Below are 13,103 nucleotides of genomic sequence, written 5' to 3'. Positions count from 1 at the left end.
CCGTTCCGCGACCGGCGGCTACGCCGCCACGGACGACTCCGCCACGGACTACTCCGCCACGTTCGTCTCGCGCACTCGCACGCCCTTGCGCGCGAGGTGTCGCATCTGGCGCTGCGCGAACTCCTCTTCGCTGGAACCGCGAGTGGCGAGCACGTAGACGAGCGCGGAGCCGGAGGGGCGCATCGTCCGGCCGGCGCGCTGGGAGCCCTGCCGGCGGGAGCCGCCGAGCCCGCTGGCGACGATCGCGACCTCGGCGTTCGGGAGGTCGATCCCCTCGTCGCCGACGCGGGAGACGACGAGAGTGTCGAGGTCGTCCCCGTCCGCCCCGGGCTCGTCGCCGTCCCCGCCCTCTTCCCGGAACCGTCGGAACAGCTCCGTGCGCTCGCGGTGCGGCGTCTCGCCGCTGATGAACGGCACGCCGAGCGCGTCCCCGATCGCCTCGCCCTGATCGAGGAACTCGATGAAGACGAGCGCCTTCTTGTCTCGGTGGGCGGCCAGCAGGTACCGGATCTCCTCGATCTTCGCGGGGTTCTCCGCGGCGACCCGGCGGCGCTCTCGACCGTCGGCGCTGGCGTACTCGTTCTGCGCCAGCTCGTCGCGCCACGGGACGTACCGGATCTCCACCTCGGGCTCCTGGACGAACCCCGCCTCGAAGAGGGCGTCCCAGTCGGCGCCGATCGGCTGGCCGATCAGGGTGTAGATCTCCTCCTCGCTCCCGGTCTCGCGGACCGGAGTAGCCGAGAGCCCGAGGCGGTGTTTGCTCTGGAGCTCCGCCGTGCGGCTGTACACCGGCGCGGTAACGTGGTGGCACTCGTCGAAGCAGATCAGTCCCCACTTCCGGGAGTCGAACAGGGAGCGGTGGCGGTCCATGCCAGCGATCTGGTAGGTCGCGATCGTGATCGGCCGGATCTCCTTCTGCCCGCCGTGGTACAGTCCGACGTCGGCGGGGTCTATCGTCGAGTGTTCGAGCAGCTCCTCGCGCCACTGGCCGGCGAGCTCGCGGGAGGGGACCAGGATGAGCGTCTCGCCGCCGACGGCCGCGATGGTCGCGATGGCGGCCACGGTCTTTCCGGAGCCCGGCGGGCCGACGTACACCCCGGAGCGACGCTCGAGGAACGTCTCGACCCACGTCTCCTGATACGGCCGGAGGTCGGTGGTGAGATCGATATCGACCGGGTCGCCCACGTCGAGGTCGCGGTCGTCCTCGACCGGGTAGCCCGCGTCGTAGAGGGCGCGTTTGACCTCGGCGACGGCGTCCTCGTTCACCCACGCCTCCGTCTCGGAGATCGGCGCGCGGAGGTGGTCGTCGTCGAGGTGCTGGTCCGCGACGTTGCCCATCAGGCTCTCGGAGGCGGCCGCCAAGACGACGTAGTCGTCCTCGTGGGTGTATAAGCGGAACCGGTGCGCACGGCGCCACTGGTCGCGGATCCACTCCTCGAGGTGGTCGTACCGACGCGGGAGCACCGACCGGAGGCTCGCGACGAGGGCGTCGGCGTCGTCGAACGGCGCGGCCCACACGTCCTCCTGCCGGATCCGGTAGAGGTACCCGCGGGTGCCGGGTTCCGTCCCGGTGGTGTCGACGAGGTACGCGAACTGCGAGAGCCGCGCGCGGGTGTACTGCGTCGGGCGGTCGACGACGATCTCGCGGCGGTTCGGAAACGCGACGACGCGCTCGCGGCTCGCCAGCCGCCCCCAGTCGGTCGGGTAGAAGACGACCGGGTCGCTCTCGACGTCGAGCCGGTCCACGTCGCCGCGGTCGACGAGCGCGGCCAGCGCGTCGCGGGCGGCCGACTGCGTCGTGCCGAGCCGACGAGCGACCTCGCTGGCGGTCGCGATCGGTCGCTCCTCGGCCTCGAGGGCCTCGTGGAAGCGGTCGAGCGAGACGTCGGCGGCGGCCGCGGAACCGTCCTCGGCGCCGGACCCCTCGGGGTCGTCGGTCATTGACGACAGTTCGGCCGCGACGCTGAAATGGGTAGCGTCCGCGGCTCGGAGCGAGGAGGCGGACGGACGGGGCGCGGCCTTATCGACCGGAGCGCCCGTGACAGCCCCGGGAGGTGATCGCGTCCTTCGAGCGGAACCGGCAGCCGCAGTCGTCGCACCGGACGTACGGCTCGCCCGGCTCGGTCTTCAGGCGGTGATCGCCCACCACGAACGGTCGGGTCACGGTCCGGGGGCGGATTCGGTCGGGGATCGGCGTCGACGCCGACTCGCTGAGCGCCGCCCGCACGGCGATGGTGTCGACGTCCACGGGGTCCCACCGGCGGGCGTCGAGGGCCGCCTCGCGGTTGGCCACCTCGGTCCAACCGGTGACGACGACGGGAGAGTTCGTCTCCGTGTCGCCGACGACGACGACGAACCGGATGCCCCCGTCGACGAGGGCGAACCGCCAGCCGTCGGTCCGGTTCCAGCGGAGCTGACCGCGGCGGATCGCGTCGCTCACGGTGCGGGTCGACACGTAGCGACCCGGCTGTTCCAGCCGGTCGCGGAAGTGATCGGTGAGGGCGTAGAGACCGGGGTCGCGGACCGGCGGATCCTCCGCGGTTCGCGCGACGGAGGACCGGCGCGCAGACGGCGAGCACTGCCGTCGATAGTCGCCCGTCTCGGGGTCGAAGGGAAGGGGGTCCGACCTCCCCGCCCGCCGGCGTGACCCCGCCGGCGCGGTCGTGGACGCAGTCCGACGCTCCGTCGATCCGGAACGGGATGACTCCGCGTCTCCCGCTCCGCCCTGTCGGGATGCCACTGAGTGACAGTACAGAGTCGGCTCTTAAGTGTGTTACGCCGACACAGGGGTGCGGTCCGCGGATCGGCGTTCGACGTCGGCCGGGAGTCCACTCCGGCCGCGAACTACTCGTGGCCGGAGACCCGGACGGGCTCGTACGGCTCCTCCAGCCACTCGACGTCCGACCCGGAGAGGTCGATGTCGAGGGCCTCGACCGCGTCCTCTAGGTGTTCGACGCTCGACGTGCCGACGATCGGCGCGTCGACGATGTCCTTGCCGGCCACCCACCGAAGCGCGATCTGCGCCATCTCCACGCCCTTCTCGTCGGCCAACTCCTGGACGCGCCGGTTGATCTCCTCGCCGCCGCCCTCGCGGTACGGCCGCCCGAGTTCGGTCTCGTGCTCTCCGCGGAGCGTGGCGTCGTCGCGCTCGAAGGGCCGCGCGAGGTAGCCGGCGCCGACCGGGCTCCACGGGATCATGCCGATCCCCTCCCTCTCGCAGAGGGGAACCATCTCGCGCTCCTCCTCGCGGTACGCGAGGTTGTAGAGGTTCTGCATCGTGGCGAAGCGTTCGTACCCCTCGCGCTCGCTCGTGTGGAGCGCCTCGGCGAACTGGTGGGCCCACATCGAGGAGGCGCCGACGTACCGCACGTCGCCGCGCCGGACGGCGTCGTCGAGCGTCGCCAGCGTCTCCTCGATCGGCGTGTCGTCGTCCCAGCGGTGGATCTGATACAGATCTATCGTGTCCATCCCGAGCCGGTCGAGGCTGTGCTGTAGCTCCTGTTCGATCGCCTTCCGCGAGAGCCCGCCCGAGTTCGGGTTCGACTCGTCCATCTCGCCGTACACCTTCGTCGCGACGACGAACCGGTCGCGGTCGTACTCCGCGAGGACGTCGCCGAGGATCGCCTCGCTCTCGCCGGTCGAGTAGACGTTCGCGGTGTCGAAGAACGTGACCCCGAGCTCGATCGCGCGCTCGACGAGCTCGCGGCCCTCCTCCTCGTCGAGCATCCACTCGTGCTCGCTCCCGAAGCTCATACAGCCGAGCGCCAGTTCGCTGACGGTCGTTCCCGTGTCACCGAGCGTCGTGTACTCCATACGGATCGGGCGTCGGGATCATTAATAAATCGGACCGACTGCGCGGACTGAGAGTTAAAAAGGAATCCCGCCCTACAGCGCCGGCGGCTCGCCGCGACCGATGACGATCTCCTGCCCCTCCACGTCTTCGAGAGACGCAACCCGTCCCCCGATTTCGACGCGTCCGGACGTCGTCTCGACGACCAGCGAGGCGACCTCCTCGGACTCCTCGAACGCGAGGTCGACGACGCGGCCGCTGACGGTGACCGCCTCGCCGGTCTCGATGTCGCGTCCCTCGACGGTGGCGTAGAACCCCTCGCCGCCGAACTCCCTGACGTCCTTGACGGCGCGGCGGATCGACGCGTAGCGGCGCGGGAACGGGCGCGCCGCGCCGTCGGTGGCGAGAGTCTCCGCCGTCGTCCACAGCACGGTACCGAAGAAGCCGGAGACGAGGAACCCGAGCGCTGAGCGGTTGAAGATGACCCCGTAGCGCTCGCGGTCGTCGCGGAGCGCGTCCTGCGTGGCGTAAACGGAGTACTCACCGTCGGCGACCGCGAGGATGGGCGTGGTGATCCCGCGTCGCGCCCGTGCGATGGTCGACACTTCGAGGTAGTCGAACTCGTCCGGGTCCGGCGCCTTCGAGGCGGGAGTGACGAGGAGTTCGACGCTGACGCCGTCGGCCACCTTCGCCGCGAGTTCGTCGCGGAAGCGGCGAAGCAGACCGGGGGTCAGCGAGACGGCGAGCTCGAACTCCGCGCCGGCGATTATCTCCTCCAGGTACCGGAGTATCGTCGAGCGCGACTTCACGAGGGAGACGGCCTCGGTCTCCCGGGTCGGAGCGGTGTACCTCGCCTCGAGTTCGTCGACCATCTCCGCGAACGACGACCGGAGGTCGCCGAACGCGTCTTCCGGGTCGACGGCGACGATCTTCATCGGACGCGACTCGCGGAGCTCCACGAGCCCGCGGTCCGAGAGGCTCCGGACCGTGTCGTACACGCGCGGCTGCGGGATGTCCGTCCGGTCGGCGATGTCGCTCGCCGTCAGTTCGCCGTGCTCCAACACCGCGAGGTAGGCGTCGATCTCGTACTCGCCGAGGTTGAACCGGTCCCCGACGTGGTCGAGGGTGTCGCGGAGGTCGTCGGTCATATCGAGTACGATACGCCCCTCCGATATAGGTTTTTACTATGAGTCGAGTTGCACGCGTTTTCAGAGCGGGATCCTTCGAGACGACGAAGTCGACAGGGGCGGAGACGACGAGGCCGGCGCTTTCACAGAATGACAAGGCGGATGCCCCGACCCTTGAGGTCGGGGAGGAAGTCGACAACCGATGACACAAACCACGGTACGATGGCAACCCGACTCCCAGACATATAAATAACACCAGCCGCATGTGTGAAATCACGGTGGAATACCGTCGTACTGCCGTCATCAAACTGGACACTCCCGAAGGAACTGGCGACTCCCTTCGAGAGACAGTCGAGCAGTTCAAACACTGCGCCAACACCGCCAGCGAATGGTGCTGGCACGGCGACGACGGATACCACGTCACCTCAAAAGCTAAAGCCGAACAAGCCCTCTACGACCGACTCCGCGACGAAACCGACCTCACCGCCAACCTCGTCCAGAAAGGGATTCGCAGAGCAGTCGAGGCCGTCAAAAGCGGCGTCGAACGCCTCAAACGCGACGAAACCACGTCGCAACCGTACTTCTCGTCAGACAGCGCAGTCTACGACAAACGAAGTGCGACGTTCCACCGCGACCATGTTTCTCTTTCGACCGTAGACGGGCGCGTCGAGTGCGATTACATCCTGCCCGACGACTCGGAGACACCGCCGACCAAGTACGTCTCCGACGAGGATTTCGAGTTTCGGATGGCGCACTTGCAGTATCGCGATGGTGACTGGTATCTCCACGCCTCAATGCGGAAAGTCGAAGCAGACGAGGAGTCGCCCGAATCCGAGTCCAAGCACAGAACAGTCCTTGGTGTGGATTTAGGCGTGAACAACCTCGCCGTTGCTTCGACGGGGAGATTCTGGTCGGCAGACGAGTTCAACCACTGGCGTCGGGAGTACGAGAAACGCCGTACATCACTACAGCAGTGCGGTTCTCGACACGCCCACGAGAACGTCGAGAGCGTCGGACAGAAAGAGTACGGACGGTTCGAGATACACCTCCATACGGTGGCGAACGAGCTTATCGGGGAGGCCGTCGAACACGATTGTTCGCACGTCGTGTTCGAGGAGTTAACCCACATTCGGGAGAACGTCTCGAAAGCGACGTGGCAACACATCTGGGCGTTCCGACGCCTCTCCGAGTACGTCGAATACAAAGCCAAAGACCACGGCGTCGAAGTCGTACAGGTTGACCCACGCAATACGTCGAAGCGATGTTCGACATGTGGGTTTACCCACCCGGACAATCGGTCGGGTGAGACGTTCAGGTGTCAGCAGTGCGGGTACGAGAACCATGCCGACTACAACGCCTCGAAGAACATCGGTTTACAGTATCTCCGTCGTCGGCAAAATGCAGACGATGGAGGCGCACCCGTAGATGTGCGCTTGAATCGCGGGACGCTGAACGTGAGTGGGGAGTACATACCCCCCGCCTCGGCTGAGGCATAGAACGGGAGTCCACGCGAAAGCCTCGGGGTCGTACGGAAATCGCAGATTTCCGTGATGACGAGAGACAAAGTCTCTCGAACCACTTGACTCCGAGGCGATTTACATGTACATCCGGTCGTACCCTCCTTCCGGCTCGCGCTCTTCCATCCGCTCGGCGAGGCCCTCGTAGTGGTTGCGGACCTCCTCCGCGAACGAGGTCAGCGGCCCGGAGTCGACTCCGAGGTCGTAGGTTTGGTTCACCGTATCCACGAGCCGCACCGTGGCCTCCACGTCCGGGGCCTGCGCGTGGACGGGCGTGATGAGCACGCCGACGCCGAGCGACGAGTCCATCCCTCGTTCGAGCAGCGAGGCGTTCGTCCCGTCGAGGAAGCCCGCCTCCATCGGCGGGACCGTCTCGTCCGCGAGGCGCGCCTCGCGGTAGTCGTCCGTCGCGACGTAGAAGGTGCGGTGAGCGTCCGGACCGTGCGGGATCGGCACCCCGGCCAACACCGTGATCTCCGAGACTCCGGCGCCCTCGGTCCAGTCGAGGACCGCCGTCGAGAGTAGTTTCCCGAGCGCGGGCGGAACGAACTGCTCGGCCACGAGCACGGTGACGTCGACGTCGTCCGCGGAGTACAGTCGGATCGGATGGCGCGGTCGCCCCTTCGCGAACGGGGTGATCGACGGCAGTCCCTCGATCCGGACGTGTCCGGTTTCCTCGAGGTCGAGGTCGTTGACGAGGTAGTCCACGGCGGTCAGTCCGGCGAGGCCGAACGACGAGAAGCCGGCGACGAGAACGTCGCTCGGCGCGGAATCGTGCGCGACGCTGAACGACGGGTTCGCGGGCGGGGTCTCGGACATGGTGCCGGGTTCGCTCGGCGGGATGATAGTGGTTTCCCGGTCCGCGACCTCAAGTTCCTGAACACTGTCCCGACTTTGTCTCCCCGACGCCGTCCCGACTTTGTCTCTCCGACGCCGTCCCGAATCCGCAGGAAGGGAGAAACCCTTTTTCCGGTGGGCGACGGCGGACTTGCTATGGCACAGCCCGCGGGCGCGGCGTCGATATCGGGGACGCTCCTCGGTCCGATGCTGGGGCGGGTCCTCGACCCGGTGACGAACGTCGTTTCCCGCTTGGCGTCGCTCCCCGGTTCGGGGCTGGCGTTGGTGCTCCTCTCGGTCGGACTGGGGGTGCTCGTCTCGAAGTTCCTCGTTCGGCTCATCGGCCGCCCGGTGGCTCGGCGGGTGTCGAGACAGAGCGTCGCCCAGACGATCGTCCGCGGTGTCCGCGTCGGGACGATCGCCATCGCGCTGTTGTTCGGGCTCCGAGCGGCCGGCTTCCAGTTCACCGACCTGCTCGTCGGGACGGCGGTGTTCTCGGCCGTGATCGGTATCATCCTCGCTCCGCTCGTCGGGAACTTCATCAACGGCGTGTTCATCCTCGCGGACCAGCCGTTCGAGATCGGCGACATGATCGAGCTGGAGAACGGGACCACGGGGTTCGTCGAGGACATCACGATCCGGTACACCAAGATATTCACCCTCGACAACACGTTCCTCGTCGTTCCCAACGGGGCGATGCGCGAGCGCGACGTGACCAACTTCTCGGCGGAGGACGAGCGCACGCGGCGGTCCATCGACGTGCTCGTCACCTACGAGAGCGACATCCCACAAGCTCGACGGCTCATCGAGCGGGCGGCTCGAGACTGCGACGCCGTCATCAACGGCGGCCCGGACATTCGCGTCGGCGTCGCGCGGTACGTCGCCAGCCCGGACTGCCGACTCCACGAGTTCGGCGACGACGGGATCCTGCTCCGGCTCCGGTACTGGGTGAAGAAGCCGTACAAGCTCGCGAAGGTGCAGTCGGACGTGAACACCCGGATTCGCGAGCGCCTCACCGACGCCGACGTCGAGATGGCGTACCCGCACCGCCATCTCGTCTTCGACGACACCTCCGGCGTCGCGCGGGTGGGGGGTCCGGAGGACGGGCGCCCGGCCGGCGAGCGGGCGGGTGACAACCCCGTCGACGACGGCACGCGGGGCGGCCGCACAGTTGACGGCGACTCCCCGGCCGACGACCTCGAAGACGACCGGTCGGACAGTGAGAAAGCCGTCAGCGACAGCACGGAAGGCGATCGGCCGACGGGCGGCGACGGCGTCTGAGACCACTGCACCACGCGGACCGCCGGAATCGGAAGCCTGATTGACCGAGCCGTTCACTTATAAATCAGTGAGCGACGAGCCCTCCGAGGACCGACCGGATTCCCCTCCAGGGGTCGACGGAAACGGCCCTCATAATGGCGACGACCCCGATGGCGACGGTTCTGGCGGCAGCGACGGCCTTGACGGTGGCGGGCCCGGCGGCAGTGATAGCCCCGGCGGTGACCGGCCCGGCGACGGCGACGAACGCGTCCCCAAGGAATCGATCACGGGGGGGAGCTTGGTGCGGCCGCTGTTCCAACTGGCGTGGCCCATCGTCGTCATCCAGCTGCTGCAGGTGACGTACAACGTGGTCGACACGCTCTACCTCGGCCGGCTCTCCGCGGAGGCGGTCGGGGCGATCAGCCTCGCGTTCCCGCTGATATTCCTGCTTATCGCCGTCGCCGGCGGGTTCACCACCGCGGGCGCCATTCTCGTGGCGCAGTACACGGGAGCAGACGGCGACCGGTCGGCGGGGCTGGTCGCGGGACAGACGATCTTCACGGTCTCCGTGCTCTCGGTGTTCATCGGGGTCGCGGGGTACTTCTACACGCGCCCGGCCCTGGAGCTCCTCCCGAGCGACCCCGCCACGGCGGCGACGGTGATCCCCCTCGCGGCCGACTACATGGAAGTCATCTTCGCCGGCATCCCGCTGATGTTCGGCTTCTTCGTCTTCTCCGCGCTGATGCGCGGCTACGGCGACACCCGGACGCCGATGGCGGTGATGCTCGTCTCCGTGGTCCTGAACGTCCTTCTCGACCCATTTCTCATCTTCGGGTTCGCGGACAACCCGCTGTTCGAATGGCTCGCGGGGGCCCCGGCCGTCGGCGCGGTCGACCCGGTCGCGCTGGAGGCCACGCTGTTCGCGGCCACCGGATTCACCGGGTACGGGATCGAAGGAGCCGCGATAGCGACGATCTTCTCTCGGGGAGTCGCCACCGCGATCGGTATCTGGCTGCTGTTCGGCACCGGACTGGGCCCCGCAGTCACGGTGAGCCACCTCGTCCCCGACCTGGGGTTCATCCGCGACATCTTCCGGCTCGGGCTCCCCTCCAGCGTCGAGCAGACGACCAGCGCGCTCGCGATGATCACCCTCACGGCGATGGTGGTCACGTTCTCGCCGCCGGTGGTGGCGGCCTACGGGCTCGGGAACCGACTCATCTCGCTCGTGTTCCTCCCCGCGATGGGGCTCGGGCGCGCGATCGACACGATGGTGGGGCAGAACCTCGGTGCGGACCGGGCTGATCGCGCCGCGCGGTCGGTCAAGCTCGCCGCCGGGACCGGTGCGGGCGTGATGTTCCTCGTCGCGGTCGTCGCGGTGGCGTTCACCGAACCGATCGTTGGCGCCTTCCTCGGCGACGTGCCGGACGCGCCCGCGACGGTCGGCTACGCCGGCGAGTACGTTCGGATCCGTTCGGTCGAGTTCGCCTTCATCGGCGTCTCGCAGGTGATCCTCGGCGCGTTCCGCGGCGCCGGTAACACGAAGACCGCGATGGTGATCTCGATCCTCACGCTCTGGGTCGGCCGCGTCGCCAGCGTGGGCTACCTGGTCTTCGTCGTCGGGTGGGGCGAGACGGGGGTCTGGGTCGGCATGGCACTCGGTAACATCCTCGGCGCGGTGATCGGGGTCGCTTGGTTCGCCCGAGGAACGTGGACCGAACGCTACATCGAAGAGCCGGAACCCGATGTCGACCCGGTCGCGAGCGACTGAGGGGCCGGTACCGGGAGAGACGGAGGGCTCAGTGCCGGAAGAGGTGGATCGCGTGGTCGTCGCGGAGCAGACAGAATCGAGCGCCGTCGTTCTCGGGGAATGTCGTTCCGATCTCCCGCGTCGTGAACAGTCGGTCGAACGGGGCGTCACAGACCGGGCACGGGACGTCCTTTCGATTCTTCCAGAGTCGCGTCGATCCCGTGTCCTTGAGCTGTTTCAGCGCGTGGCGGTGGTCGTGGACGTCGAACCGCGTCATAAGCGGCAGTCGATGGGGCGGCGGTTGAATGTGCCCCCGCGAGTATCACGCGTGATTTCGACGTGTTCGGCGCGTCGGATCTCTCTGTTCGGCGTGTCGGGTCTCTCTGTTCGGCGCGTCGGGTCTCTCTGTTCGGCGTGTCGGGTCTCTCTGTTCGGCGCGTCGGGTCTCTCTGTTCGGCGCGTCAGGTCTCTCGGTCGGCTAGTTGCGACCGAGCCCGTTCGAGCGCCGCGGCGTCCCCGACCCGAACGTACTCGCCGAGCGCGTCGGCGGCGTCGACGAGCGCGTCGGCGTCCGCGGCGGGGACGTCGCCGTTGAGCGCCTCGACGCGTTTCGCTCTGTCGCGGAGGCGCCCGAGGACCTCTCTGGCCGGTGCGATCCGGGACTGCGGGTCGTCGCCGGCGACCGTTACCGTCGGCGCGGGCGCTTCCTCGTCGCTCATTATTTCGGAGTCGGCTTCGACCTCAGGGGCGGTTTCGACCTCGGTGGCGTCGACGGCTGCGTCGTCCGTTTCGCCATCGGCGTCGAGTTCGTCGAGGAACGCGAGGAGGTCGCTCCGGTACTCGTCGACCGCGCGAGCCGCCGCCATCCCGCGTGCCTCGCGCAGTCGCTCGGGGACGTCCGCCGTCGCGGGGCGGTCGCCGTCGTCGGCTCCGGCCAGCAGATCGAGGAGGTACTCGCGGCCAGCGTCGGTCGGATCGCGGAGCCGGTCGTAGCAGTCGACCGCCTCCAGGAGCTCTCGGGCCGCGAGGTAGACGGTGTCGAGCGGGAGCAGCTCTCCGCCGCGAACGAACCCGCGCTTGCGGACGTACTCGCGGAGGTCCGACTTGAGGTCGTCGACCCCCTCCGCGGGCAGGGTCCCGCTCGCGTCTCCGAACCGGGCACGATGTGGGCTGAGGTCGAGGGACGCGGGGGCGTCAGTGTGGGCCGTGCGGTCGTCGACGCCGACGCTTCGGAGGCTCCCGCAGTCCGGGCACTCGACGCTTCCCGTCTCGTAGTACGACCACCGAGCGCCGCACCCCTGGCACTCTCGCTCGCCGCGGACTTTCATACTCGGAGCCTCGGACCGTCCGGCGTAAAGGGCTGTGGTCGGCGACGCCTCGGCGGCGTTCCGCATGCGTTCCGGCCGGGCTTCGGCGGCACTTCGGCGAGGGTTCGCAACACGTTATATAAGCGATCCGTGAGAACTGTCGGCCATGAGTTGGCACGCCGTCGCCGCCCTCGACGACGCGGTCGACGCCACGCGTCGGTTCCTGTTCCCGTTCAGCCTGGTTCGCTGGGCGAAACTCGCCCTCCTCGTACTCTTGATGGGCGGAAGCGGCGCGAGCGCGAACGTTCCGGTTTCATTCGTCTCCGACACCGACGTGGCGCCGCCTCGGGGGATGGATTCGGGCGTCGGCGGCGTCGGTCCGAACCCCGCGACTATCGAGCGGTCCGTAGGGTCGATCGATCCGGGGACGCTCGCAGTCGTCGCGGTCGGAATCGGCCTGCTGATCGTCGCGGTCTCGGTCGTCTCGCTGTCACTGCGGCTGGTCTTCTACGACGCCATCCGCACGAACGAGGTCCGGATCTGGCGGCCGTTCCTCGCACGGCTCCGCCAATCGATCGGGCTGTTTCTGTTTACCGCGACGCTGAGCATCGCAGCGGCGGCGCCCGTCGCGCTCGCGGCGTTCGTTACGGTCGCTGGGGACGCTCCGATCGGGTGGGAGCCGGTCGACGCGGTAGCCGGAACGCTCGGGTCGCTATCGGTCGGTACGGCCGTCGTTCTGGGAGTTCTCGGCGCCGCGTTCGTCGCAGTCGCCGTACTCGCGCTTCGCTTCACCTACGAGTTCGTCGTGCCGACCATGATCGTCGAGGAGACCGGGGTTCTCGGGGGATGGAGTCGGTTCTGGACAACGCTGCGCGCCGAGTGGACGGAACTGGTGGTCTATCTTCTCGTCCACTTCGTCGTCTCGCTGGGGCTTTCGGTCGTCGCGGGGATCGCGGCCGTGTTCGCCTTCGCGCTCGTGGCCACGGTCGCCGGCCTCGTGCTCCTCCTCGTGGCCGTCGCTCTCGGTGGACTTGGCGCGCTGGTTGGAACCGCAGCCGGGGCGGCGGCAATCGGGCTCGCGGTGCTCGCCGGGTCTGCGCTCCTGCTCGTGCTTCTGTTGCCGGTGCAGGTTCTCACCCAGTCGTACCGCATCGCCTATGAGGTATCGACGCTCGGTGGGATGGATCCCGACCTCGCGCTGCTTCACCCCGACCTCGGTACTCGGGCTTCCGGGCCGGCAGGGGCGGACGGCGCCGATTCCTCCGACCGTTGAGCGTTCTGATCGCTGAGCGCTCTGACTGCTGGGCGCTCTAGTCGTTGATCCTTCTGGTCGCCGAGCCCACGAGACNNTCCTTCTGGTCGCCGAGCCCTCGGCCCTCTCGACTTCACCGACGAGGACTCGAAGGAGTTCGCGACGACGCGGTCTCGGGAGCGTTGTCACATCGACGACTGGTGGGTTCGGTCGAGTCGGAGGTACCACGTCGAGGAAGGGAGTGACACACCGGGTTTCCGGTGAAA

11 protein-coding genes are annotated in these 13,103 nt (G+C 67.8%); 4 read left to right on the top strand and 7 right to left on the bottom strand.

Features of this window, described 5'->3' with window-relative positions; translation table 11 throughout:
• Positions 1–48: 48 nt before the first annotated feature.
• From DJ74_RS04105 to trmB, 4 genes are all read right to left on the bottom strand, one after another.
• On the bottom strand, positions 49–1,941 hold the full coding sequence (locus tag DJ74_RS04105) for a DEAD/DEAH box helicase family protein (protein ID WP_249269128.1): 1,893 nt from the start codon (positions 1,939–1,941) through the stop codon (positions 49–51).
• A 79-nt stretch (positions 1,942–2,020) separates the two neighbouring features.
• Positions 2,021–2,740, bottom strand: a complete 720-nt coding sequence (locus DJ74_RS04100) for a hypothetical protein (RefSeq protein WP_094522918.1) — start codon at positions 2,738–2,740, stop codon at positions 2,021–2,023.
• A 104-nt stretch (positions 2,741–2,844) separates the two neighbouring features.
• A complete protein-coding gene (locus DJ74_RS04095; RefSeq protein ID WP_094526444.1) occupies positions 2,845–3,813 on the bottom strand; it encodes an aldo/keto reductase in 969 nt (322 codons plus the stop codon).
• 72 nt (positions 3,814–3,885) lie between these two features.
• Positions 3,886–4,938 carry an HTH-type sugar sensing transcriptional regulator TrmB gene (gene trmB / locus DJ74_RS04090; RefSeq protein WP_094524851.1) on the bottom strand — a complete coding sequence of 351 codons (1,053 nt, stop codon included), beginning with the start codon at positions 4,936–4,938 and terminating at the stop codon, positions 3,886–3,888.
• A 257-nt stretch (positions 4,939–5,195) separates the two neighbouring features.
• On the opposite strand from trmB, the gene DJ74_RS04085 reads away from it, so the two are divergent.
• Positions 5,196–6,413, top strand: a complete 1,218-nt coding sequence (locus DJ74_RS04085) for an RNA-guided endonuclease TnpB family protein (protein WP_094526468.1) — start codon at positions 5,196–5,198, stop codon at positions 6,411–6,413.
• Positions 6,414–6,512: 99 nt separating this feature from the next.
• On the opposite strand, the gene DJ74_RS04080 is transcribed toward DJ74_RS04085, so the two are convergent.
• A complete protein-coding gene (locus DJ74_RS04080; protein ID WP_094526443.1) occupies positions 6,513–7,253 on the bottom strand; it encodes a proteasome assembly chaperone family protein in 741 nt (246 codons plus the stop codon).
• Positions 7,254–7,427: 174 nt separating this feature from the next.
• On the opposite strand from DJ74_RS04080, the gene DJ74_RS04075 reads away from it, so the two are divergent.
• Positions 7,428–8,552 (top strand): mechanosensitive ion channel family protein, encoded by a 1,125-nt coding sequence (locus tag DJ74_RS04075; protein ID WP_094526442.1) that lies wholly within the window; start codon positions 7,428–7,430, stop codon positions 8,550–8,552.
• 67 nt (positions 8,553–8,619) lie between these two features.
• Complete coding sequence (locus DJ74_RS04070; protein ID WP_094526441.1) at positions 8,620–10,299, top strand: MATE family efflux transporter; 1,680 nt, start codon at positions 8,620–8,622, stop codon at positions 10,297–10,299.
• A gap of 28 nt (positions 10,300–10,327) precedes the next feature.
• Here DJ74_RS04070 and DJ74_RS04065 read toward each other — a convergent pair whose 3' ends face one another.
• Positions 10,328–10,555, bottom strand: a complete 228-nt coding sequence (locus tag DJ74_RS04065) for a flagella cluster protein (protein WP_094525295.1) — start codon at positions 10,553–10,555, stop codon at positions 10,328–10,330.
• Between the two features lie 184 nt (positions 10,556–10,739).
• Positions 10,740–11,606 carry a hypothetical protein gene (locus DJ74_RS04060; RefSeq protein ID WP_094526440.1) on the bottom strand — a complete coding sequence of 289 codons (867 nt, stop codon included), beginning with the start codon at positions 11,604–11,606 and terminating at the stop codon, positions 10,740–10,742.
• 145 nt (positions 11,607–11,751) lie between these two features.
• Here DJ74_RS04060 and DJ74_RS04055 point away from each other — a divergent pair, with 145 nt between their 5' ends.
• Positions 11,752–12,858 carry a hypothetical protein gene (locus DJ74_RS04055; protein WP_094526439.1) on the top strand — a complete coding sequence of 369 codons (1,107 nt, stop codon included), beginning with the start codon at positions 11,752–11,754 and terminating at the stop codon, positions 12,856–12,858.
• Positions 12,859–13,103 lie beyond the last annotated feature (245 nt).

The organism is Halorubrum sp. Ea8 (assembly GCF_002252925.1).
Classification (GTDB): Archaea; Halobacteriota; Halobacteria; order Halobacteriales; family Haloferacaceae; genus Halorubrum.
This window is presented reverse-complemented; position numbering and strand designations above follow the sequence as displayed.

Coding starts and splice junctions, on each gene's coding strand:
- DJ74_RS04105 (WP_249269128.1), bottom strand. CDS start 1,941: ATGACCGACGACCCCGAGGGGTCCGGCGCCGAGGACGGTTCCGCGGCC.
- DJ74_RS04095 (WP_094526444.1), bottom strand. CDS start 3,813: ATGGAGTACACGACGCTCGGTGACACGGGAACGACCGTCAGCGAACTG.
- trmB (WP_094524851.1), bottom strand. CDS start 4,938: ATGACCGACGACCTCCGCGACACCCTCGACCACGTCGGGGACCGGTTC.
- DJ74_RS04080 (WP_094526443.1), bottom strand. CDS start 7,253: ATGTCCGAGACCCCGCCCGCGAACCCGTCGTTCAGCGTCGCGCACGAT.
- DJ74_RS04075 (WP_094526442.1), top strand. CDS start 7,428: ATGGCACAGCCCGCGGGCGCGGCGTCGATATCGGGGACGCTCCTCGGT.
- DJ74_RS04065 (WP_094525295.1), bottom strand. CDS start 10,555: ATGACGCGGTTCGACGTCCACGACCACCGCCACGCGCTGAAACAGCTC.
- DJ74_RS04060 (WP_094526440.1), bottom strand. CDS start 11,606: ATGAAAGTCCGCGGCGAGCGAGAGTGCCAGGGGTGCGGCGCTCGGTGG.
- DJ74_RS04055 (WP_094526439.1), top strand. CDS start 11,752: ATGAGTTGGCACGCCGTCGCCGCCCTCGACGACGCGGTCGACGCCACG.